Here is a 21,987-nt window from a genome sequence, read left to right on the forward strand (position 1 = left end):
GCCGCGCCCCGCTCACGGGCGTAAAGACTGCTCAATACGGAACGGGTCCGTCTCGAAATAACCGTAGGGTGTGTGCATGGCAACACCCGAGGCCGCTCCGTCCCCCTCCCGCCGGGTCCCCGAGGCCGTCCACCGCAGACGCTGGGCGGTCCTGGCCGTGCTGCTGCTCAGCCTGCTCATGGTCGTCCTGGGCAATTCCGTGCTCAACGTGGCGATGAAGACGATCGCCGCGCCCGCCCCCACCGGGCTCGGCGCCACCCAGAGCGAGCTGGAGTGGGCCATCAACGCCTACACCCTCGTCTTCGCCGGAATACTGTTCACGGCCGGCCTGCTGGGCGACCGGCTGGGGCGCAAGAAGGTCCTGCTCTTCGGCATGGCGGTGTTCGGCATCGGCTCCGCCCTCGCCTCCATGGCCGGCTCGCCCGGCGAGCTGATCGCCTACCGGGCGGTGATGGGCTTCGGCGGCGCGTTCGTCATGCCCGCCACCCTCGCGATCATCATGAACGTCTTCGAGCGCGAGGAGCAGCCCAAGGCCATCGGCATCTGGGCGGGCGCGGTCGGGCTGGCGATCGCCATGGGGCCGATCGCGGGCGGCCTGCTGCTGAGCCGGTTCTGGTGGGGCTCGGTCTTCCTGATCAACATCCCGATCGTGGCCGTCGCCCTCGTCGCGATGACGGTCCTGGTCCCCGACTCCAAGGACCCCCGCCCGGGCCGGCTCGACCCGCTCGGCGTGCTGCTGTCCATCGTCGGGCTCGTCCTGCTGGTGTACGGCATCATCAAGGGCGGCCAGCTCGCCGACTTCACCGTGCCCGAGGTCTACGGCACGGCGGTCGCCGGCCTGTTCGTACTGACCCTGTTCGTGCTGCACGAGCGGCGCAGCGAGCACCCCGCCCTCGACGTGCGCTACTTCCGCAACCCGGCCTTCTCCGCCGCGGTCACCTCGCTGGGGCTGGTCTTCTTCGCCCTGATGGGCGTCACGTTCCTCATGGTCTTCTACCTCCAGAGCGCCCGCGGCTACACCCCGCTGCACAGCGGGCTGCTGATGCTGCCGCTGGCCGCCGCCCAGATGGTCTTCGCGCCGCGCGCCCGGCTGGCCGTCGCCCGCTTCGGGGCCCGGGCGGTGTGCACCGCCGGCATGGTGATGATCGCGATCACGATGGCGGGCTACGTCCTGCTGGACCGGGACGGGCCGGTCTGGCTGATGGAGGTGCTCTTCTTCTGCCAGGGCACCGCGATGGCCCACATCAGCCCGCCCGCCACCGTCTCGATCATGCAGTCGCTGCCCCGGGAGAAGGCCGGCTCCGGATCCGCCGTGAACAACACGTTCCGGCAGCTCGGCGCCGCGCTCGGGGTGGCCGTCCTCGGCTCGCTCCTCTCCACCGTCTACCGCTCGGGCATGCGCGACCGGCTCGACGCCGTACCCGGCCTGAGCGCGGAGGCCCGGCACGCCGCGGGCGAGTCCATCGAGGCCACCCTGACCGCCGCCCGGGGGCTCGGCCCGGCCGGGCACGAGCTCGTCGGCCCGGCCCGTGACGCCTTCGTCCACGCCATGCACGTCACCGTCCTCGGCGCCGCCGCCGTCGCGATGCTGGGCGCGCTCGTCGCCGTGCTCTTCCTGCCGCCGGGGCGGCCGGGGCGCCCCGGCGGGGGCGCGGCGCGGCCGGGCACCGCGGAGAAGGCGGAAGAGGGCGCGGGGGCGGGCCAGTGAGTGGTACGTCAGAAGCGGCGACGTCGGCATCCGTGCCGGGGGAGCGGCGCGGGCGGCCGCGCAGTGCCGCCGTCGACCGGGCCGTCATCGAGACCGTGCTGCGGCTGCTCGAGGACGGGGTGACGGTCGCCGAGCTGTCCATGGAGCGGATAGCCCGCGAGGCGGGCGTCGGCAAGGCCACCGTCTACCGGCGCTGGGCGGGCAAGGAGCCGCTGATGCTCGACGTGCTGCGCTCCCTCGACGACAGCGCCCCCGAACTCGCCGGCGGCCCGGCCCGCGACGACCTCGTCGCCCTGCTGGAGTTCCTGCGCCGGCGCGGCCTGGCCAAACGCTCCTCGGCCGTGCTGCGGACGGCCATCGCGCAGGTCCGCGCCCACCCCCGGCTGTGGCAGGAGTACCACGACACGGTCGTCGCGGCCCGGCGCCGCGCCTTCCACGAGGTGCTGCGGCGCGGCATGGCGGCGGGGGAGATCCGGGCCGACCTCGACGTCGACCTCCTCACCGACCTCTTCGTCAGCCCCATGCTCTCCCGCGCGATCCTCCACGACTGGCAGGAGCTGCCGGAGGGGCTGGCCGAGCAGATCGTCGACACGGTGCTGGAGGGCGTGCGCGCCCGGTAGACGGCCCTCGCCCAGGCCGTACGACCCCGCCGTACCGGGCCGGAAGTCCTGATTCCAGAGGGTTCCGGGTGGCCTGGGACGTCCTCATGTGCCCGTTCTGTCACAGCACCCCGTGCCGGGCCCGTATCGAGGAACCCGGTGGGACCGGACGGTCGTCCTCCCACCCGACGCCCCCGCCAGGAGCGTTCCGGTCAGCCCCGCGTGCCATGATCACCTATCGTCCGGTACCGGGGGCGAGCAGCAGATGAAGCAGTGAGGACAGCCGATGCCGCAGGCGCACATGGAGGAGACGGGCCTTGAGGGAGCGGGCCCCGCGCGGACCGATTCCGGGGCCCCGACGCTCCGGAGCCGGCTGGACCGCTGGCGCAGCCAGTGGCAGGGCCCCGGCATCTGGCGGCGCGGCGCCGTACTCGCCGTGCTCGCCGTCCTGCTCGGCCTGCTGATGCTGATCCACGCCGACCTGCCCAACAAGGTCGGCAACCTCGGCAGCCTCACCGAGACCTTCCTGCCGTGGCTGGGCCTGTTCGTCCCGGTGCTGCTGGGCCTGGCGCTGCTGCGCCGCTCGGCGACCGCGCTGATCGCCCTGCTGCTCCCCGCCGTCGCCTGGGTCAACCTCTTCGGCGGGCTGCTGACCGACAAGTCCGGCAAGGGCGGCAACTTCACCGTCGCCACCCACAACGTCAACGCCGAGAACCCCGACCCGGCCCGTACCGCCCGGGCCGTCGCCGCCTCCGGCGCCGACGTCGTGGCCCTGGAGGAGCTCAGCGACGCCTCGCGCTACGAGAAGGCGATGGCGGCCACGTACAAGTACCACTCCGTGCAGGGCACGGTCGGCGTGTGGAGCAAATACCCGCTGACCGACGCGGGGCCCGTCGACATCAAGATGGGCTGGACCCGCGCGCTGCGCGCCACCGTCCAGACGCCGCAGGGCCCGGTGGCCGTCTACGTCGCCCACCTGCCCTCGGTGCGGGTCAAGTTCAACGCCGGCTTCACCGCCGGGCAGCGCGACAACAGCGCCCAGGCGCTCGGCCAGGCCATCGCCCACGAGCCGGTGAAGAAGGTCGTCCTCCTCGGCGACCTCAACGGCACCATGAACGACCGCTCCCTCGCCCCCGTCACCTCCCAGCTCCGCTCGGCCCAGGGCGCGGCCGGCGACGGCTTCGGCTTCAGCTGGCCCGCGAGCTTCCCCATGGCCCGCATCGACCAGATCATGGTCCGCGGCATGGACCCGGTCTCCGCGTGGACCCTCCCCGCGACGCCCAGCGACCACCTGCCGGTGGCGGCCCGCGTCAAGATCTGAGCCACAAGATCTGAGCCACAACATCTGACACCGCCGGAATCCGACCCGTACGGGCCCGTACCCGGGGAGTTCACCTCCCGGGCACGGGCTCGTCCGCGTACCCCGTAGGCTGGAAGGCTGCTCCGACACCCCTCCGCCCCCGAAAGGCCTCTCATGCCCCTGGCGCTGCTGGCGCTCGCCGTCTCCGCCTTCGGCATCGGAACGACCGAGTTCGTGATGATGGGCCTGCTGCCCAATGTCGCGGACGACCTAGGCACCTCCGTCCCCACCGCCGGCTACCTGGTCTCCGCCTACGCCATCGGCGTCGTCTTCGGCGCCCCCCTGCTCACCGCCCTCGGCTCGCGCGTCCCCCGCAAGCGGATGCTGATCCTGCTCATGGCGCTCTTCACGGTCGGGAACCTGGCCTCCGCGCTCGCCCCCTCCTTCGGAACGCTCGTGGCGGGCCGGGTCCTGGCCGGGCTGCCGCACGGCGCGTTCTTCGGCGTGGGGTCCGTGGTCGCCGCCCGCCTCGTCGGCGAGGGACGGCAGGCCCGGGCCGTCTCCATGATGTTCCTCGGCCTGACGGTCGCGAACATCGTCGGCGTTCCTGCGGCCACCCTCCTCGGACAGCACCTGGGATGGCGCGCGACGTTCCTCGTCGTGGCCGCGATCGGCCTCGCGGCGATGGCCGCCCTCGCCCGGCTGATCCCCCAGCTGCCGCCCGAGCAGGGCGCGGGACTGGGCAAGGAACTGCGCGCCCTGGGCGGCCGCCAGGTGCTGCTGGGCCTGCTGACCACGGTCTTCGGCTTCGCGGGCGTCTTCGCCGTCTACAGCTACCTGTCCGCGATGGCGGTGGAGGTCACCGGCTTCTCCGAAACCTCGGTCACGTTCGTGCTGGCGCTCTTCGGCACCGGCATGACCCTGGGCGTCCTCGCGGCCGGCCCCCTCACCGACCGCGCCCTGCGCCCCACGCTCTACGGAGCCCTGGCCGGCCTCGCGGCGGTCCTCGTCGTCTTCGACTTCACCGTGCACGTGAAGTGGGCCGCGTTGGTGACGGTCGTCCTGCTCGGCGCCGCCGGCTCCATGACCAGCACGCCCCTCCAGATGCTCATCATGAACAAGGCCAAGGCCGCCCCCACCCTGGCCGCCGCCTCCAACCACTCGGCCTTCAACCTCGCCAACGCCGGTGGGGCCTGGCTCGGCGGCGTCGCCATCGCGGCGGGCTGGGGCTGGACCTCACCCACGCTGGTGGGCGCGGCCCTGGCCGTGGTGGGACTGGCCGTCGCGGTCGTCGCGGGCGCGCTCGACCGGGGCGGCGACGGGAGCTCGCGGGTGGTCGCGGGGGCGGGGGCACACTTGGAGCATGTGCCGCAGCATCAAGACGCTCAGACCGCCGGTCACGCCCGAGGCGACTGAGGACGACGTCCGCGCCGCCGCCCTCCAGTACGTCCGCAAGATCTCCGGCTTCCGCGCCCCCGCCGCCCACAACCGTGCCGTCTTCGACGAGGCCGTGGACGCGGTGGCGGAGGCGACGGCCCGGCTGCTGGACGGGCTGGTGGTGCGGGGCGCGAAGCGGGCCGGTCCCACCGATGGGAAGTGAGCCCACCGACTAGCGGACGCGGCCGTCCCAGCGCCAGCCCACGCGGCGCTCCAGGCCCGGCAGTGCGATGCGGCCGGTGCACCACAGCAGGGTCTCGGCCGGGCCGAAGCCGGTCGGGGCGTCCGGGAAGAGGCGCTCGACGACCGGCGCGCACAGCTCGTCGGCCGGGGTCCAGTCGATGCCCAGGGTCAGCGCGATGTCACGGCTGTGGACCACCATTTCGAGCACGCCCATCGCGGCGAAGCCCGGGCCGTCGGAGTGTCCGTAGGGGTGCCAGGCGCGTACCTCGGGGGCGGCGTCACGAACGGTGGTGGACAGCAGCCGGCCCGCGATGCGGATGCCCTCCAGCGCGGCCGGAACGGGCGCGTGGGAGTCGATCGACGAGAACAGCGTGATGTAGCGGTCGGTCGGCTGGGCGATCAGCAGACCCGCGTACCCGACCACTCCCAGGGCGATGTGCGAGAGCGTCTCGCGACAGTTCCAGTCCAGCTCGGTCGCCCTGCGCGACCAGTCCTGGCCGGCCCCCTTCTCGAGCGCGGCGGTGCTGTCGGCGGCGGCTGCGGTCACAAGTTCAGGCCAATTGATTGTCATGCCACGGATGTTGCCACACCGCACTCGGATACTCCCGCGCGATGCCGGCCGGAAACGGGAATTACCCGGCCATCGGGCGGTAAGCGACCGGTAAACGGCCGGTTGGCGACGGCGAATTGATCCTCGTGAAACCGCTCATTGGTCCTGGTTACTGCCGCATTACCGCTCTAGGTCCGCATTTTGACGGAGTCTCGGTTAGGTTTTCCGGGCTGGAACCCGACGAGTGAGGAGCCTTTGAATGGCCATGAATGAGGACCTGGTATCCGTGCTGGACGCCGTGAAAAGCATCGTCCCGACGCTCCGCGAGAACGGGGTCGAGGCCGAGGACCGGCGCTGGCTTCCGGAAGAGAATCTTCAGCTGCTCGAAAAAGCCGGCGTCTTCCGGATGGCCATGCCGAAACGCTTCGGCGGTCTGGACCTGTCGCTGGCCGAGCAGGCGAAGGTCATCGCCGAGGTCGGCCGCGGCTGTCCCTCCTCGGCCTGGGTGACCATGGTCTGGGTGTCCAGCACCTGGACCGCCACCCTCTACCCGGACAAGGCCCAGGAGGAGATCTTCTCGGGCGACTCCGTCCGCATCTCCAGCGCCTTCGCGCCCACCGGCACCGCCGTGCCGACCGAGGGCGGCTATATCCTCAACGGCTCCTGGAAGTTCAACACCGGCTGTCGTGGCGCCGACTGGAACTTCACCGCCGCGATGATCGAGCACCCGGACGGCACCCATGAAGAGATCATGGCCGTCCTCCCGATGAGCGACATGACCATCACCGACGACTGGCACGTCTCCGCCGGTACCGCCACCGGCAGCGCCACCACCCACGCGAAGGACGTCTTCGTCCCGGCGCACCACGTGACCACCTTCGAGGAGGTCATGTTCAGCGCGACCGGCGACCGCTCGAACACCGGCGCCACCGGCCGCAACTACGGCCTGCTGGGCTTCGTCATGGCCGAGTGCGCCGCCGTGTTCATCGGCATCGCGCAGGGCGCCTACGAGCTCTTCCACGAGCGCCTGCCCGGCCGTGGCATCACCTACACCAACTGGACCGACCAGAAGCTGCACCCGCTCACGCAGATCCAGGTCGCCACCGCCCGCAACAAGATCGACGCGGCCGAGTCCCTCTCCGCCCGCTGGCTGGAGATGATGCAGACCCGCGCCGACGCCGGTGAGCAGCCCACCCTCGCCGAGAAGGCGATCGTCCGCGGCCAGACCGCTTTCGCGGCCCAGCTGGCCAAGGAGGCCGTGGAGATCCTCCACAACGCCAGCGGCGGCTCGGTCATCCAGCGCAGCGTCCATCTCCAGCGTTTCCACCGCGACATCCAGGGTTTCTCCCTGCACGCGCTGGCCCAGCTCAACGCCAACCTCGAGTTGCAGGGCCGGGTGCTGCTGGACCTGGACCCGGACACCGATTTCCTTTAAACGGCTCTCCGCGAGGCGGGAATATTCCGGGCCTTACCTCGCGGTAAGTACCCACTTTGAAGTACGTGCTTGTGGCGTACCAGTGGCGTCGGCCAATCTGTAAAGCATTCCCCCGCAACACAGCTCCGCTGCACAGAACTTTCTCTGGAGGACACAGTTATGGGCGACAACCACGCCCCGGTGACGGTCATCGGTCTCGGCCTGATGGGTCAGGCGCTTGCCGCCGCTTTCCTCAAGGCCGGTCACCGGACGACCGTGTGGAATCGCTCCGCCGAAAAGGCCGAGAAGCTCGTCTCGGAGGGCGCGGTCCTCGCGGCCACCCCGGCCGAGGCCGTCGCCGCCAGCGAGCTGCTGGTCGTCTGCGTGTCGACCTACGACAACCTGGACGGCATTCTTGACGGCCTGGACGAGGCCCTCAAGGGCAAGGTCCTGGTCAACCTGACCTCCGGCTCCTCGGACCAGGCCCGCGTGGCCGCCGAGCGCTTCGGCAAGCTGGGCGTCAAGTACCTCGACGGCGTCATCATGATCACCCCGCCCGGTATCGGCGCCGAGACCTCGGTGCTCTTCTACGCCGGTGACGAGGAGGTCTTCGAGGCCCACAAGTCCACCCTGGGTCTGCTCGGCGGCGGCACCACCTACCTCGGCGCCGACTACGCCATGCCGGCGCTGTACGACGTGTCGCTGCTCGGCCTGATGTGGGGCACGTTCAACGCCTTCCTGCACGGTGTGGCCGTCGTCGGCACCGCCGACGTCTCGGCGAAGACGTACCTGCCGTGGGCGCACATGTGGCTCGACGCCATCAAGATGTTCACGACCGACTACGCCAACCAGATCGACGCGGGCGACGGCGAGTTCCCGGCCAACGACGCCACCCTCGAGACCCACCTCGAGGCCCTCAAGCACCTCGTCCACGAGAGCGAGGCGCTGGGTGTGGACGCGGAGCTGCCGAAGTACTCGCAGAACCTGATGGAGAAGATCATCGGTCAGGGTCACGCGAAGAACAGCTACGCGGCGATGATCAAGGCGTTCCAGAAGCCGCAGGCGTAACGCCTCACGGTTTCAAGGCCTCACGGTCTCAAGGCCTTGCGGGTTTCGGTCGGAGGGTCCACGGCGTGCTGCCGTGGACCCTCCGGCCGTTGACGTGGATCAGGCCTCGCGCCAGCCGTTGGTGATGGGGAGGCGGCGGTCCTTGCCGAAGCCCTTCGCGGAGATCTTCGTGCCCGGCGGGTACTGGCGGCGCTTGTACTCCGCCGTGTCGACCAGCCGCAGGATGCGGGTGACGAGCTCCGGGTCGTAGCCCGCCGCCACGATGTCGGCGCGGCCCCGGTCACGGTCGACGTAGAGCTCCAGGATCCGGTCGAGGACGTCGTAGTCCGGGAGGGAGTCCGTGTCCACCTGGCCGGGGCGCAGCTCGGCGCTCGGGGGCTTGGTGATGGAGTTCTCCGGGATCGGCGGGGTCTCGCCGCGCTCGGCCGCCGCCCGGTTGCGCCAGTTGGCGAGGCGGAAGATGCCGGTCTTGTAGACGTCCTTGATCGGGCCGTACGCGCCGACCGAGTCGCCGTAGAGCGTGGAGTAGCCGCACGCCAGCTCGGACTTGTTGCCCGGGGCCAGGACGATGTGGCCCTCCTGGTTGGAGACGGCCATCAGCATCGTGCCGCGCAGCCGGGACTGGAGGTTCTCCTCGGCGAGGCCGGTGAGGCCCAGCGAGCCCATGTACGCGTCGAACATCGGGGCGATCGGCACGGTCCGGAAGTGGAGGCCCGTCCGGCGGGCGAGCTCCTCGGCGTCGGCGATCGAGTGGTCGGAGGAGTAGCGGGAGGGCATGGCCACGCCGTACACGTTCTCCGCGCCGACCGCGTCGCAGGCGATGGCGGCGACCAGCGCCGAGTCGATGCCGCCGGACAGACCGATGAGGACGCTCCGGAAGCGGTTCTTCTCCACATACGCGCGCAGGCCCGTGACCAGCGCCTTGTAGATCTCCTCGTCGTCGCCCAGGTGGGGGGCGAGGCCGCCGGTGAGCTCCGGCTCGTAGGCGGGGAGGGGGGCGTCGGAGAGCGTGACGTGCTCGATGCGCAGGCCGTCGTCGACGACGCCCGAGGGGGCCGCGGCCGGGGCGGCCGGCAGGTCCAGGTCGAGGACGAGGCAGGTCTCCTCGAACTGCGGGGCGCGGGCGATGACCTCGCCGTCGCGGTCGACGACGATCGAGTCGCCGTCGAAGACCAGCTCGTCCTGGCCGCCGGTGGTCGCGAGGTAGGCGGTGACGCAGCCGGCCTCCTGGGCGCGCTTGCGCACCAGCTCCAGGCGGGTGTCGTCCTTCTCGCGCTCGTAGGGGGAGGCGTTGATGGAGAGCAGCAGCCCGGCCCCGGCGGAGCGCGCGGCGGGCACGCGGCCGCCCTCCTGCCAGAGGTCCTCGCAGATGGCCAGCGCCACGTCCACGCCGTGGACGCGCAGCACGGGCATCGTCTCGCCGGGCACGAAGTAGCGGAACTCGTCGAAGACGCCGTAGTTCGGCAGGTGGTGCTTGGCGTAGGTCAGCACGGCCGCGCCCCGGTGGAGGACGGCGCCGGCGTTGCGCGGGGCCCCGGCGGGGCGGCCCAGCCGCGGACGGGCCTCCTCGCTGCGGTCCAGATAGCCGACGATCACGGGGAGCTCGCCCAGGCCCTCGGCCTGGAGGCGGGCGGCCAGCGCGTGCAGCGCGTCCCGGCTGGCCGTGACGAAGGAGGAGCGCAGGGCGAGGTCCTCGACGGGGTATCCCGTCAGCGCCATCTCGGGAAAGGCCACCAGATGGGCGCCCTGCTCGGCGGAGCGCCGGGTCCAGTGGACGATCCGCTCGGCGTTCCCGGCGATGTCGCCGACGCGGGAGTCGATCTGGTTCAGGGCGAGACGAAGTTGAGCCACGCGCCTCAGTGTAATCGTCTGACTGACGCGATGTGGTGTGAGGGCCGCCACGGAGGGCCGGGACGGATGCGTGCGGATCTGGCCACGGATTGTGATCTTGTGACAAGCTGCGCGATCTGCCCATGGGGTGTCGTGCCGTGGGTTCCGGTGATGTCTTGTCAGCATTGATCCCAAGGAGATCCGTTGAGCACGCAGCCGCCGCCGCAGTGGGGTCCACAGCCTTCCGACAACGGTCCCTACCCTCCGGCCGTGCCCGGTCCCCAGGGTGCTCCCGGCCCGTACCAGGGCGGTTACCCGCAGCAGCAGCCGTATGGCGGTCAGCAGCCTTACGGCGGCCAGCAGCCGTATGGCGGTCAGCAGCAGCCTTACGGCGGGCAGCAGCCCTACGGAGGCCAGCCGCAGCCCTACGGCCAGCAGCCCGGCTACGGCTATCCGGCCGCCGCCCAGCCCCCGGCCCCCTACGGCCAGCCGCAGGGTGCGGCCCACTACGGCCTTGCCATGAAGCGCCGCAACATCTTCGGCGTCTGGCTGGGTCTGCCGATCATCACCTTCGGGATCTACCTCCTGGTCTGGTACTACAAGATCCATAAGGAGATGGCGGAGTTCGACAGCCGCCGCAAGATCAGCCCGGGTGGCAGCCTGCTCACCATCATGTTCGGCGGCATCCTGCTGATCCCGCCGTTCGTGTCCATCTACAACACCGGCAAGCGCATAGCCGACGCCCAGCGCGCGGCCGGTCTCCAGCCCAGTTGCAGCGGCGGTCTCGGCCTGCTGCTCATCTTCGTGCTCGGCCTGTGGCCGCTGTACTACCAGAACGAGCTCAACAAGATCGTCGACCACTACCAGGGGGCCGCGCCCGGCACCCAGGTACCGCTGGCGATCTGAACCGATGAGGGGGAGGGCCCGGTGTTGCGGGCCCTCCCCTTCCGCTACGCGCGGTAGCCGAGGACCGTCATCATCCCCGACTCCGCGTGGTAGACGTTGTGGCAGTGGATCATCCACAGCCCCGGGTTGTCCGCGTCGAAGTCGACCTCCAGCCGCCTGCCCGGCAGCACGATGGCGGTGTCCTTGCGCGCCCCGCCGCCCGGCAGGGCGAACGTGTGCCCGTGCAGATGCATGGGGTGCCACATCGTGGTGGCGTTGACGAAGGCGAGCCGGACCCGCTCACCCGCCGCCACCGGAAGGCGGTACGAGGGCGAGTACGTCCGCCCGTTGATCGCCCAGTCGTACTTCGCCATCGAGCCCGTCAGCTTCAGCGTGATCGTGCGGTCCGGCCGGCGCTCCTTGAGTACGACGCCGCCGGCGGCCTTCAGCCGGTCCGCGGTCAGCGGGGCGCTCTCCAGCTCCCGGGGCCGTACGTCCGCCCCGGGCGCCGAACCGCCGCCCGTCCGCAGCAGGGCCAGCGCGGTGCGCTTCTTGCCCTCGGCCAGGGCGGTCAGCGGGAAGACGCCGTCCTTGACCTCCACCAGGACGTCGTAGCGCTCTCCCATACCGAGCAGAAGCGTGTCCGTCTGTATGTGCTCGACGGGGAAACCATCCGTATGGGTGACGGTCATCCGGTGATCGCCGAGGGCCACGCGGAAGGCGGTGTCACCGCCCGCGTTGATCAGCCGGATCCGGACCCGGTCGCCGGGCTTGGCGGTGAAGGTCTCCGGATTCTCCGGCGTCCGCCCGTTGACCAGGTAGTACGGGTAGGCGACATCGCCGGCGTCACCGCCGAGGACGTCGCTGGTGGCGCCCATCAGCATCCGGGGCGGGCCGGTGGGGGAGGGGGAGGAGGCGGCGTCCCGGCCGACGGACGTCATCGACATGTGCGACATGTCGTGGCCCCCGCCGTGGTCCATGCCGCCCATGTCCATGCCCTTGGCGAGCTCCGCGAGCACCGCGTCCGGAGTGCTGCCGTCGACCCCGTCGACCCAGTCGTCGAGCACGACGACCCACTCCTTGTCGTACGACAGCGGCTCCTTCGGGTCCTCGACGATCAGCGGCGCGTACAGCCCCCGGTCCTGCTGGGTGCCGGAGTGCGGGTGCAGCCAGTACGTGCCCGGGCGCGTGACCGTGAAGCGGTAGTCGTGCGACGCCCCCGCCGCGACCGGGCGCTGCGTCAGCCCCGGGACGCCGTCCATGTCGTTGCGCAGCGCCAGCCCGTGCCAGTGCACGGACGTGGGTACGGGCAGGTGGTTGGCGAGGGTGAGCGCGAGGGTGTCACCGGCCGTGACCCGGACCTCCCGGCCGGGCAGCGCGTCGCCGTACGCCCAGCTCGCGACGGTACGGCCGCCCCCGAGGTCCAGTTGCGCGGGAGTCGCGGTGAGCCGCACCCGGCGGACCGGTCCCGTGCCGCGCCGGGCCTCGGCGGCGGCCACCTCGCGGCCGTCGGGGGAGACGAACCCGGCGGGGGCGCCGGAGGAGGAGGAAGGGCCGTCGCCGGTGCCCTTCGAGCAGGCGGCCAGCAGCCCGCTTCCGGCAGCGGCGATCCCCGCGCCGAGTACGGCGCGGCGGGTGGTTGTGCGCATGGGAGTACACCTCTGTGGTGTCGGTGGGTGTGCGTGATGACGGGCGCGTGCGCTGCCGCCGAGGAGGCGGGCAGCGGAACGCGCCCTATACGCGCAGTACCGACAACCGGGCGAGGGCCTTGCGCCGTGGCGGGGGCGGGATCGGCCACAGCGCGCGCGAGAACCACGCGCGGGCGGCCACCGGGCCCGTACGGGGCCGGTCGCGGAAGAAGGCGACGAGGGAGAGGAAGAAGGCCGCCGCCCAGCCCGCGCCGAGCACAGCGAGACAGACGGACAGCGGATCCATGCCGCCGTGACCGCCGCGGTGGGCGGTGGACGCGGACGCGTGCGTACCCGGCATGGCGTCCGGCGTGGCGTCCGGCATGGCGGGCGCGACGGCCTGGGCGTGCCCGGCCGTCATCGCATGCGCCCCCGCCACCGCATCTGCCGTCGCCCCCGGCGCGTGGTCACGAGGGTGCCCGAGTGTGTGCATCGTCACGATGCCGAGCAGCAGCGCGGCGAACAGCAGCAGCCGGCCGCACCACGCGGCGACCCTCCGCCGTCCGTGCATCGCCCGCCTCCACAAGCCCGTTGACCTCCGGGCACCCTACCCCCACGGGGTATCCGCCCTCCAGGTGGGCGGAGGGACGGGCGACCGGACCGGATGTGCGAACGGCGGCGCGAAGCCCCGATTATGGGACGAAACCCTTGATGAAAACCCTTGACGAACATTCTTGACGCACAGCCCTGAAGGACGCTCTCCCCAACAATGACCATCACGGAACAGGTCCGGGACGAACGTCCCCCCACGGCTGCCCCCGCCACCGGAGCCGGCGCCACCCGTACACAGTTCATCTCGTGGGCGACCCTCGCGATGATGACCACGGCCTCCGTGGCCAACCTCCGCCCGGCCCCCTCCATGGCCCTCTACGGCCTCGCCGCCGTCTTCCTCTACCTCCTCCCCGCCGTCGTCTTCCTGCTGCCGACCGCCCTGGTCTCGGCCGAGCTGGCCTCCGGCTGGACCGGCGGCATCTACCGGTGGGTGAGCGAGGGCCTGGGCAAGCGGCTCGGATTCCTCGCCGTCTGGTGCCAGTTCGCGATGACCATCGCGTACTACCCCAGCCTGCTGGCCTATGTGGCGAGCACCTTCGCCTACGTCATCGACCCGTCGCTGGCGAACAACGGCCTCTACGTCGCGCTCGTCATCGTCGTCGTGTACTGGGCCGGGGTGCTGATCTCCACGCGCGGCACCAAGGCCGTGGCCGGGCTCTCCAGCGTGGGCCTGGTCGTCGGCACGCTGATCCCGGGCGTCGTGCTCGTCCTCCTGGGCATGGTCTTCCTCGCCCAGGGCAACCCGTCGGCCGCGCCCATGGACACCGGCCACGTCCTCCCGCCGTGGACCGGGCTCGCCAGCCTCGTGCTGATCGTGGGCAACTTCCTGTCGTACGCGGGCATGGAGATGAACGCCGTCCACGTCTCCTCGCTGCGCGAGCCCGGCAAGGAGTACCCGCGCTCGGTCTTCGCCGCCACCGGACTCGTTCTGCTGATCTTCATCCTGCCCGCGCTGGCCATCAGCTGGGTGATGCCGGGCAAGGACCTGAGCCTGACGGCCGGCGTGATGCAGGCCTTCCAGGGCTTCTTCGACCACTTCCACGTGGGCTGGCTGACCAAGGTCGTCGGCGTCCTGCTCGTCGCCGCGGCGCTCGGCGGGATGCTCACCTGGCTGGCCGGACCCTCCCGGGGCCTGCTGATGGTCGCCCGCCAGGAGGGCTATCTGCCGCCCGCCCTCCAGAGGCTCAACAAGAACGGCGTCCCGCGCAACATCATGGTCGCCCAGGGCGCCCTGACCACGCTGATCGCCCTGCTCTACGCCTTCATCCCCGATGTCTCCAGCGCGTACTGGATCTTCTCGGTGGTCACGACGCAGATCTACCTCGTCGTCTATCTGCTGATGTTCGCCGCCGCCCTCCGGCTGCGCCGCACCCGTCCCGACCAGCCGCGCGGCTTCAGGGTCCCGGCCCTGGGCCTCGTCGCCGGCGTCGGCTTCGCCGCCTCCGTGGGGGCCATGTTCATCGGCTTCGTACCGCCGGAGCAGTTCGGCGGCCAGCCGCTGTGGCGCTATCTGCTCATCGTCGGCGGCGGACTGCTGACGCTCGGCTTCCTCGTGCCGCTGGCCTTCCTCGCCCTGCGCAAGCCGCACTGGGTGACGGCCGGGCACCGGGAGACCACCCCCGTCGAGTAGCTTGTCCGTGCTCTCCGAAGCCGGCCGACGAAGACATCGGCCGGCGGGGACGGACCGAGGGGGACTCGATGAGCGCTACGGGCGGCGACACGCACGGCACGGAACGGCCACCGGGACAGCCGCCGGGGCAGCCGCCGGGCCGGATGCTGCGGGTCGGCGGCGTGCCCCTGCACGTGCTGCGCGAGGGCTCGGGGCCCGTGTGCGTCCTCAGCGCCGGCCTCGGCATGGGCTGGTTCGACTGGGAGCCGGTCGTCCCCCTCCTCACTCCCCACCGCACGGTCGTCCGCTTCGACCGCCCCGGGCTGGGCTTCAGCGCCTCGCCGCTGGAACCCCCGACCGCCGCCGCCGAGGCCGCCCGGATGACCGGAATCCTCGACGCGCTGGGCCTGCCGGGCCCGGCCACGGTCGTCGGCCACTCCCTGGCCGGCTTCCACGCCGAGGCCTACGCCCGGATGTACCCGGAGCGCACGGCCGGGCTCGTCCTCGTCGACGCGAGCGTCGTACCGGACGCCCGGCCCGTGCCCGGCCGCGAACTGCGCACCGCCGCCGCCCGGGTACGCGGCCGGGCCCTCGCCGCCACCGGCCTGCCGCGCGCCCTCGGCCCCGCCCTGCGCCGCCTCGCCGTCCGCGCCGCCTCCGTCACCCGCCTCGACCCCGCCCCCGAGGACCTGGTGCGCCGGACGTACGGCACCGCGCGCGTGGCGCGCGCCATCGTCATGGAGAACGCCCGCTACCGCGACGTCGCCGCCGAACTCGAGGACCTGCGCGCCCACCACGGTCTGCCGCCCGTCCCCGTCACCGTCCTAGCCGCCTCCCCGGGCACCGGCTCCGCCGAGGAACGCCGCTGGCTGGAGCGCCAGCGCGCCCTCGCCGACCGCCTCGACGGCCGCTTCGAGGCCGTCGCCCCGGCCGGCCACCTGCTGATGTACGACCGCCCGCAGGCCATCGCGGCGGCCGTGCTGGCGACTCCGTTCATACGGGCGTGACACCCGGTCGGCTCAGCGCACCCAGTCCTTGAGGGGCTCGGTGTCCAGCTCGATGCCCACCGGGTCGGGGAGGGCCAGCGTCTTGCCGAAGCGGTAGCTGGAGAGCTTCAGCCCTTGGCCGTGCAGGAACAGCTCGGGACGCGCTTCGATGCAGACGCGCGTCAGCCACTGGATGATCCGGCCGTGGTCGCCGTCCGGCACGGGCTTGACGCCCAGCTTCCCGTTGATGAACTCCAGGCGCGGCCCCTCAATGGTCCGGGCGGCCAGGCGCGCCAACTCCTCGAACTCCTCGGGCAGCATCTGCGGCCGGTCGGAAACCGCGGTCATCAGGCGTCCTCCCTTGCTCCGCCTCGGACCATAGCGGACTGCATACCGGTATGCGCTCGTCGGCGGCATTCTTCGTACAGGCATAAGTACGATGACCGGAGGAAGCCGAAGGGCAAGCGGCGTCGTCCGGAAACCCACAGGTAACCCGGGGACGTGATACTCAAGGTCCAGCCCGTGCCCGCACCCGGTGAAACGAGCCGTCTGACCTGCAAGGATAGGTAGCTATGGATAAGCAGCAGGAGTTCGTGCTCCGCACGCTCGAAGAGCGCGACATCCGGTTCGTCCGGCTGTGGTTCACCGACGTCCTCGGCTACCTGAAGTCCGTGGCCGTGGCACCCGCCGAGCTGGAGCAGGCCTTCGACGAGGGCATCGGCTTCGACGGCTCCGCGATCGAGGGCTTCGCGCGGGTGTATGAATCGGACATGATCGCCAAGCCGGATCCGGGCACCTTCCAGATCCTGCCGTGGCGCGCCGAGGCCCCCGGCACCGCCCGGATGTTCTGCGACATCCTGATGCCGGACGGGTCCCCGTCGTACGCCGACCCGCGCTACGTCCTCAAGCGCATCCTGGCCAGGACCTCCGACCTCGGGTTCACCTTCTACACCCACCCCGAGATCGAGTTCTTCCTGCTCAAGGACAAGCCCGTCGACGGCACCCGCCCCGTGCCCGCCGACTCCTCCGGCTACTTCGACCACACCCCCACCGGCGTGGGCATGGACTTCCGCCGACAGGCCATCACCATGCTCGAATCCATGGGCATCTCGGTCGAGTTCAGCCACCACGAGGGCGCCCCCGGCCAGCAGGAGATCGACCTGCGCTACGCCGACGCGCTCTCCACCGCCGACAACATCATGACCTTCCGCATCGTGATGAAGCAGGTGGCGCTGGAGCAGGGCGTGCACGCCACGTTCATGCCCAAGCCCTTCTCGGACTTCCCGGGCTCCGGCATGCACACCCATCTCTCCCTCTTCGAGGGCGACCGCAACGCCTTCCACGAGTCCGGCGCCGAGTACCAGCTGTCCAAGGTCGGCAAGTCCTTCATCGCCGGACTGCTGAGGCACGCGGGCGAGATCTCCGCCGTCACCAACCAGTGGGTCAACTCCTACAAGCGCATCTGGGGCGGCTCCAAGCGCACCGCCGGCGCCGGTGGCGAGGCCCCCTCGTACATCTGCTGGGGCCACAACAACCGCTCCGCGCTCATCCGCGTGCCCATGTACAAGCCCGGCAAGACCGGCTCCACCCGGGTCGAGGTCCGCTCCATCGACTCCGGCGCCAACCCCTACCTGACCTACGCCGTCCTCCTCGCGGCGGGTCTCAAGGGCATCGAGGAGGGGTACGAACTCCCCGCGGGCGCCGACGACGACGTATGGGCGCTGTCCGACGCCGAGCGCCGGGCCATGGGAATCGAGCCGCTGCCGCAGAACCTCGGTGAGGCCATCGAACTGATGGAACGCAGCGAACTGGTCGCCGAGACCCTCGGCGAGCACGTCTTCGACTTCTTCCTGCGCAACAAGAAGCAGGAATGGGAGGAGTACCGGTCGGAAGTGACCGCGTTCGAGCTGCGCAAGATGCTGCCGGTGCTCTGACCCCGGCCACCCCGCACCACCGGCGAGAGGACCGGCGATGACCGTGCCCGACGGGCGGCGGAGCAGTACCTACAGCCGGCTGCTGCGCTGCGGGTTCACCGCCGTGCCCGAGGCCGAGCGGCTCCTGGGGACCCCCGCGCTGGGGTCCCTGGGCACCGGCCCGGTGCTGCTCGACGCCCTCGGCACCACGGCCGACCCCGACCTCGCGCTGCGCGGACTCGTCCGGCTCGCCGAGTCCCTCGCCGCCCGGGACGACGCCGACCGGCAGGCCCTCCTCGACACCCTCGCCGCCGCCAAGCCGCTCCGCGACCGGCTGCTGGGCGTGCTCGGCACCTCCGAAGCCCTCGGCGACCACCTCGCCCGCCACCCCGGCGACTGGCACGCCCTCGACAGCTTCGATGCCGCCGACCTCCACCCCGCGGTCCCCGAGTTCGAACGCTCCCTCGCCGCCGGGACCCGCCGCGGCCGGGAGGCAGGGCTGCCACCCGCCGACGCCCTGCGCGCCGCCTACCGGCGCGCCCTGCTCGGCATAGCGGCCCGCGACGTCAGCGGCAGCACCGACGTCGCCGAAGCCGCCGCCGAACTCGCCGACCTCGCCACCGCCACCCTCCGCGCCGCCCTCGCCATCGCCAATGAGGAACAGCCGGCCGACGCCGCCGCCTGCCGGCTCGCCGTCATCGGCATGGGCAAGTGCGGCGGCCGCGAGCTCAACTACGTCTCCGACGTCGACGTCATCTTCGTGGCCGAGGCCCGCGACGGCACCGCCGAGGCCACCGCCCTGCGCTCCGCCACCCGCCTCGCCTCCCGGATGATGCGGATCTGCTCCGACGTCACCCCCGAGGGCACCATCTGGACCGTCGACGCCAACCTCCGCCCCGAAGGCCGCAACGGCCCCCTGGTGCGCACCCTCTCCAGCCACCTCGCCTACTACCAGCGCTGGGCCAAGACCTGGGAGTTCCAGGCCCTCCTCAAGGCCCGGCCCGTCGCCGGCGACCTCGCCCTCGGCCAGGACTACGTCGACACCCTCTCCCCGCTCGTCTGGCAGGCCGCCGAGCGCGACAACTTCGTCACCGACGTCCAGGAGATGCGCCGCCGCGTCGTCGACTCCATCCCCGCCGCCCAGGTCGACCGCGAGATCAAACTCGGCCCCGGCGGCCTGCGGGACGTGGAATTCGCCGTCCAGCTCCTCCAATTGGTGCACGGACGCAGCGACGCCACCCTCCGCTCCGGCTCCACCCTCGACGCGCTCGACGCCCTCGCCGCCGGCGGCTACGTGGGCCGCACCGACGCCAAGTCCCTGGGCGACGCCTACCGCTTCCTGCGCACCATGGAGCACCGCATCCAGCTCCACCGGCTGCGCCGCACCCACCTCGTGCCCGACCGCGAGGCGGACCTACGACGCCTGGGCCGCTCCCTGGCCCGTACCTACGAGTGGGCCCCCGGCAAGGAACCCGTCGCCGAATTCGGCAGACAGTGGAAGCTCCACGCCCGCGAGGTGCGCCGGCTGCACGAGAAACTGTTCTACCGGCCGCTGCTCGACGCCGTCGCCCAGCTGGAACCCGGCGAGATCCGGCTCAGCCCCAAGGCCGCCGGCCAGCGCCTGGCGGCCCTCGGCTACGCCGACCCCGCCGCCGCCCTCCGCCATCTGGAGGCCCTCGCCTCCGGCGTCACCCGCAAGGCCGCCATCCAACGTACGCTGCTGCCCGTGCTGCTGGGCTGGTTCGCCGACTCCGCCGACCCCGACGCCGGGCTGCTCAACTTCCACAAGGTCTCCGACGCCCTCGGCAGAACCCCCTGGTACCTGCGGCTGCTGCGCGACGAGGGCGCCGCCGCCGAGAACCTCGCCCGGGTGCTCTCCGCCGGCCGGCTCGCCCCCGACCTGCTGCTGCGCGCCCCCGAGGCCGTCGCCCTCCTCGGCGACTCCGGGGGCCTGCGCCCGCGCGGCCGCGAGGCCCTGGAGCAGGAGATCCTCGCCGCCGTGGGCCGCGCCGAGGACGCCGAGGCGGCCATCGTCGCGGTGCGCGGCGTACGCCGCCGCGAGCTGTTCCGCACCGCGGCCGCCGACATCATCGGCGCCTACGGACACGCCGGCCCCGCCCCCCGGGCCCACGCCTCCGGCGAGCACGGCACCGGCTCGCGCGGCGCCGCCGAGACCGCCGGGAACGACCACGCCGCCCGCGCCGGCATCGTCGGCGCCGCCGTCTCCGACGTCAACGCCGCCGCCGTCGCCGGCGCCCTGCGCGCGGCCGTCCGGGGCGAGTGGGGCGACACCCTGCCCACCCGGTTCTCGGTCATCGGCATGGGCCGCTTCGGCGGCCACGAGCAGGGCTACGGCTCCGACGCGGACGTCCTGTTCGTCCACGAGCCGCGCGAGGGCGTCTCCGACGAGGACGCCGCCAAGGCCGCCTTCGCCGTCGCAGGGGAGATGCGCAGGCTGCTCCAGCTTCCCACCACCGACCCGCCGCTGCTCGTCGACGCCGGCCTGCGGCCCGAGGGCAAGTCCGGGCCGATCGTCCGCACCCTCGCCTCCTACGCCGCCTACTACCGCCGCTGGTCGCTGGTGTGGGAGAGCCAGGCCCTGCTGCGCGCCGAGCCCGTCGCGGGCGACCCCGACCTGGGCCGGCGGTTCATCGAACTGATCGACCCGCTGCGCTATCCCGTCGAGGGCCTCGGCGAGGACGCCGTCCGCGAGATCCGCCGGCTGAAGGCCCGGATGGAGTCCGAGCGGCTGCCGCGCGGCGCCGACCCCACGACCCACACCAAGCTGGGGCGCGGCGGTCTGTCGGACGTCGAATGGACCGTCCAGCTGCTCCAGATGCGGCATGGCTGGGCCGAGCCCGGCCTGCGCACCACCCGCACCCGCGACGCCCTCACCGCCGCCCATGCGGCCGGGCTGCTCACCGCCGAGGAGGCCCGCATCCTCGACGAGGCGTGGGTGCTGGCGACCAGCGTGCGCAACGCGGTGATGCTGGTGCGGGGGCGGTCCGGCGACACGTTTCCGGGCGAGGCCCGGGAACTGGCCGCGGTCGGGCGGTATCTGGGGTATGCGCCGGGGCATGGTGGGGAGATGCTCGACGATTACCGGCGGACTACGCGGCGGGCGCGTGGTGTGGTCGAGGACCTTTTCTACGGGTCGTAGAAGTTTCGCCTGCCGGCCGGTGGGGGCTTGTCGCGCCCACGCGGCGGAGCCGCATATCGATACTGCCCCGCGCCCCTTACGGGGCGCCGCTCCTGCGGCCGCCCGGCGCCACCGGTTCCGGGCGGGACGGGGCCCGCCGTCGCTGCCTCGGTGCCCGGCCGGCCGGGTTGCCCGTGCTCGGACCAGCGTCCCGCCGGTCGGCCTTGATCGCCACATGGCGGGGCAGCCGGTGGGGGAGCGCCCCGGACCACGCCCGGGACAGGGCGAGGCCGAGCGCCAGGCAGAGCAGGCCGCCCACCGCGTCCAGCCAGAAGTGATTGGCGGTCGACACGATCACCACCAGGGTCGCCACCGGGTAGAGCGTTCCCAGCACCCGTACCCACACCGGCCGTGCCAGCGACGCGATGATGACGCCGCACCAGGTCGACCAGCCGATGTGCATCGAGGGCATCGCCGCGTACTGGTTGGAGACGTCCGCGAGATTGCCCGAGGCCATCGAGCCCCAGGTGTGGTGGACGACGACCGTGTCGACGAAGCCGAGGTCCTCCATCAGCCGCGGTGGAGCGAGCGGATACAGGTAGTAGCCGAGCAGGGCCACACCCGTGGTGGCGAACAACGTCAGCCGCGCCGCCGCGTAACGCCCGGGGTGCCAGCGGTAGAGCCAGACCAGCACACCGATGGTCAGCACGAAGTGGAGCGTCGCGTAGTAGTAGTTCATGCCCACGATCAGCCACGTCACCGAATTGACGGCCCGGTTGACCGTGTGCTCCACGGCGATGTGGAGGCTCTGCTCGGCCTGCCAGACCCAGTCGGCGTTGCGGAGCGCGGCGGCTCTCTGCTCCGGCACGGCGTTGCGGACGAGCGAGTACGTCCAGTAACTCACCGCGATCAGCAGTACCTCGAACCACAGGCGTGGGCGCCTCGGCGCACGGGGCCGCCGCAGGCGGAAGCGCTCCGCCCGCGGCCGGACCGCGCCCGACGCGCCACCCGCCTCGGTGGGTGGCGCGTCGGCCGTGCGGCCTTCCAGGGTCTTTGCTGTCGCTTCACCCATAGGGAAAGAGTCTGCCAGATGGCGCTGGACGGCAGATCGGCCACCCGTCCGGTT

At 71.7% G+C, this 21,987-nt stretch carries 18 protein-coding genes; 12 read left to right on the forward strand and 6 right to left on the reverse strand.

The features are described from left to right. Window positions 1-76 precede the first annotated feature (76 nt). The 5 genes from RM609_RS23790 (at window position 77) to RM609_RS23810 (ending at window position 5,207) form a co-directional block, all read left to right on the forward strand. Complete coding sequence (locus RM609_RS23790; protein ID WP_311613560.1) at window positions 77-1,708, forward strand: DHA2 family efflux MFS transporter permease subunit; 1,632 nt, start codon at window positions 77-79, stop codon at window positions 1,706-1,708. Continuing rightward, entirely contained in the window at window positions 1,705-2,328 is a 624-nt protein-coding gene (locus RM609_RS23795; protein WP_311613561.1) for a TetR/AcrR family transcriptional regulator C-terminal ligand-binding domain-containing protein, read from the forward strand. Before RM609_RS23790 ends, RM609_RS23795 begins: the two co-directional genes overlap by 4 nt. A 265-nt stretch (window positions 2,329-2,593) precedes the next feature. Further along, the gene (locus tag RM609_RS23800; RefSeq protein WP_311613562.1) at window positions 2,594-3,628 is read left to right on the forward strand and encodes an endonuclease/exonuclease/phosphatase family protein; all 1,035 of its coding nucleotides are present in this window, start codon (window positions 2,594-2,596) and stop codon (window positions 3,626-3,628) included. 153 nt (window positions 3,629-3,781) lie between these two features. Beyond that, on the forward strand, window positions 3,782-5,023 hold the full coding sequence (locus RM609_RS23805; RefSeq protein WP_311613563.1) for an MFS transporter: 1,242 nt from the start codon (window positions 3,782-3,784) through the stop codon (window positions 5,021-5,023). Then, on the forward strand, window positions 4,971-5,207 hold the full coding sequence (locus tag RM609_RS23810; protein WP_311613564.1) for a DUF2277 domain-containing protein: 237 nt from the start codon (window positions 4,971-4,973) through the stop codon (window positions 5,205-5,207). The genes RM609_RS23805 and RM609_RS23810 overlap by 53 nt, the downstream gene beginning before the upstream one ends. A gap of 9 nt (window positions 5,208-5,216) precedes the next feature. Here RM609_RS23810 and RM609_RS23815 read toward each other — a convergent pair whose 3' ends face one another. Next, window positions 5,217-5,798, reverse strand: a complete 582-nt coding sequence (locus RM609_RS23815; protein ID WP_311613565.1) for a maleylpyruvate isomerase N-terminal domain-containing protein — start codon at window positions 5,796-5,798, stop codon at window positions 5,217-5,219. Window positions 5,799-6,036: 238 nt separating this feature from the next. Between RM609_RS23815 and RM609_RS23820 the strand changes: the two genes are divergently transcribed. Both RM609_RS23820 and RM609_RS23825 read left to right on the forward strand, forming a co-directional pair. Continuing rightward, window positions 6,037-7,212, forward strand: coding sequence for an acyl-CoA dehydrogenase family protein (locus RM609_RS23820; protein ID WP_311613566.1), 1,176 nt, complete (start codon window positions 6,037-6,039; stop codon window positions 7,210-7,212). 159 nt (window positions 7,213-7,371) lie between these two features. Continuing rightward, window positions 7,372-8,259 carry an NAD(P)-dependent oxidoreductase gene (locus tag RM609_RS23825; RefSeq protein WP_311613567.1) on the forward strand — a complete coding sequence of 296 codons (888 nt, stop codon included), beginning with the start codon at window positions 7,372-7,374 and terminating at the stop codon, window positions 8,257-8,259. Window positions 8,260-8,358: 99 nt separating this feature from the next. Here the strand turns inward: RM609_RS23825 and RM609_RS23830 are convergent, their stop codons facing one another. Beyond that, complete coding sequence (locus RM609_RS23830; RefSeq protein ID WP_311613568.1) at window positions 8,359-10,110, reverse strand: NAD+ synthase; 1,752 nt, start codon at window positions 10,108-10,110, stop codon at window positions 8,359-8,361. Between the two features lie 249 nt (window positions 10,111-10,359). Between RM609_RS23830 and RM609_RS23835 the strand changes: the two genes are divergently transcribed. Beyond that, complete coding sequence (locus RM609_RS23835; protein WP_311613569.1) at window positions 10,360-10,995, forward strand: DUF4234 domain-containing protein; 636 nt, start codon at window positions 10,360-10,362, stop codon at window positions 10,993-10,995. Window positions 10,996-11,039: 44 nt separating this feature from the next. Here the strand turns inward: RM609_RS23835 and RM609_RS23840 are convergent, their stop codons facing one another. Further along, window positions 11,040-12,623, reverse strand: coding sequence for a multicopper oxidase family protein (locus RM609_RS23840; RefSeq protein WP_311613570.1), 1,584 nt, complete (start codon window positions 12,621-12,623; stop codon window positions 11,040-11,042). Between the two features lie 85 nt (window positions 12,624-12,708). After that, a complete protein-coding gene (locus RM609_RS23845) occupies window positions 12,709-13,173 on the reverse strand; it encodes a DUF6153 family protein (protein WP_311613571.1) in 465 nt (154 codons plus the stop codon). A 198-nt stretch (window positions 13,174-13,371) separates the two neighbouring features. On the opposite strand from RM609_RS23845, the gene gadC reads away from it, so the two are divergent. Next, window positions 13,372-14,844: a glutamate/gamma-aminobutyrate antiporter GadC gene (gadC, locus tag RM609_RS23850; protein ID WP_311613572.1), complete on the forward strand. Its 1,473-nt coding sequence runs from the start codon at window positions 13,372-13,374 to the stop codon at window positions 14,842-14,844. A 143-nt stretch (window positions 14,845-14,987) separates the two neighbouring features. Continuing rightward, on the forward strand, window positions 14,988-15,830 hold the full coding sequence (locus RM609_RS23855) for an alpha/beta fold hydrolase (protein ID WP_311613615.1): 843 nt from the start codon (window positions 14,988-14,990) through the stop codon (window positions 15,828-15,830). 12 nt (window positions 15,831-15,842) lie between these two features. Here the strand turns inward: RM609_RS23855 and RM609_RS23860 are convergent, their stop codons facing one another. Beyond that, on the reverse strand, window positions 15,843-16,157 hold the full coding sequence (locus tag RM609_RS23860) for a hypothetical protein (protein WP_311613573.1): 315 nt from the start codon (window positions 16,155-16,157) through the stop codon (window positions 15,843-15,845). 224 nt (window positions 16,158-16,381) lie between these two features. Here RM609_RS23860 and glnA2 point away from each other — a divergent pair, with 224 nt between their 5' ends. Together glnA2 and RM609_RS23870 are read left to right on the forward strand one after the other, a co-directional pair. Further along, on the forward strand, window positions 16,382-17,743 hold the full coding sequence (gene glnA2 / locus RM609_RS23865) for a gamma-glutamylpolyamine synthetase GlnA2 (RefSeq protein WP_311613574.1): 1,362 nt from the start codon (window positions 16,382-16,384) through the stop codon (window positions 17,741-17,743). A gap of 37 nt (window positions 17,744-17,780) precedes the next feature. Further along, on the forward strand, window positions 17,781-20,882 hold the full coding sequence (locus RM609_RS23870) for a bifunctional [glutamine synthetase] adenylyltransferase/[glutamine synthetase]-adenylyl-L-tyrosine phosphorylase (RefSeq protein ID WP_311613575.1): 3,102 nt from the start codon (window positions 17,781-17,783) through the stop codon (window positions 20,880-20,882). A gap of 76 nt (window positions 20,883-20,958) precedes the next feature. Here the strand turns inward: RM609_RS23870 and RM609_RS23875 are convergent, their stop codons facing one another. Beyond that, window positions 20,959-21,933, reverse strand: a complete 975-nt coding sequence (locus RM609_RS23875) for a phosphatase PAP2 family protein (protein WP_311613576.1) — start codon at window positions 21,931-21,933, stop codon at window positions 20,959-20,961. Window positions 21,934-21,987: the final 54 nt, after the last annotated feature.

Source organism: Streptomyces hesseae (assembly GCF_031845785.1).
GTDB classification, from domain to species: domain Bacteria; phylum Actinomycetota; class Actinomycetes; order Streptomycetales; family Streptomycetaceae; genus Streptomyces; species Streptomyces hesseae.

Coding starts and splice junctions, on each gene's coding strand:
- RM609_RS23800 (WP_311613562.1), top strand. CDS start 2,594: ATGCCGCAGGCGCACATGGAGGAGACGGGCCTTGAGGGAGCGGGCCCC.
- RM609_RS23845 (WP_311613571.1), bottom strand. CDS start 13,173: ATGCACGGACGGCGGAGGGTCGCCGCGTGGTGCGGCCGGCTGCTGCTG.
- RM609_RS23825 (WP_311613567.1), top strand. CDS start 7,372: ATGGGCGACAACCACGCCCCGGTGACGGTCATCGGTCTCGGCCTGATG.
- RM609_RS23875 (WP_311613576.1), bottom strand. CDS start 21,933: ATGGGTGAAGCGACAGCAAAGACCCTGGAAGGCCGCACGGCCGACGCG.
- RM609_RS23815 (WP_311613565.1), bottom strand. CDS start 5,798: ATGACAATCAATTGGCCTGAACTTGTGACCGCAGCCGCCGCCGACAGC.
- RM609_RS23805 (WP_311613563.1), top strand. CDS start 3,782: ATGCCCCTGGCGCTGCTGGCGCTCGCCGTCTCCGCCTTCGGCATCGGA.
- RM609_RS23810 (WP_311613564.1), top strand. CDS start 4,971: ATGTGCCGCAGCATCAAGACGCTCAGACCGCCGGTCACGCCCGAGGCG.
- RM609_RS23870 (WP_311613575.1), top strand. CDS start 17,781: ATGACCGTGCCCGACGGGCGGCGGAGCAGTACCTACAGCCGGCTGCTG.
- RM609_RS23855 (WP_311613615.1), top strand. CDS start 14,988: ATGCTGCGGGTCGGCGGCGTGCCCCTGCACGTGCTGCGCGAGGGCTCG.
- glnA2 (WP_311613574.1), top strand. CDS start 16,382: ATGGATAAGCAGCAGGAGTTCGTGCTCCGCACGCTCGAAGAGCGCGAC.
- gadC (WP_311613572.1), top strand. CDS start 13,372: ATGACCATCACGGAACAGGTCCGGGACGAACGTCCCCCCACGGCTGCC.
- RM609_RS23840 (WP_311613570.1), bottom strand. CDS start 12,623: ATGCGCACAACCACCCGCCGCGCCGTACTCGGCGCGGGGATCGCCGCT.
- RM609_RS23790 (WP_311613560.1), top strand. CDS start 77: ATGGCAACACCCGAGGCCGCTCCGTCCCCCTCCCGCCGGGTCCCCGAG.
- RM609_RS23860 (WP_311613573.1), bottom strand. CDS start 16,157: ATGACCGCGGTTTCCGACCGGCCGCAGATGCTGCCCGAGGAGTTCGAG.
- RM609_RS23820 (WP_311613566.1), top strand. CDS start 6,037: ATGGCCATGAATGAGGACCTGGTATCCGTGCTGGACGCCGTGAAAAGC.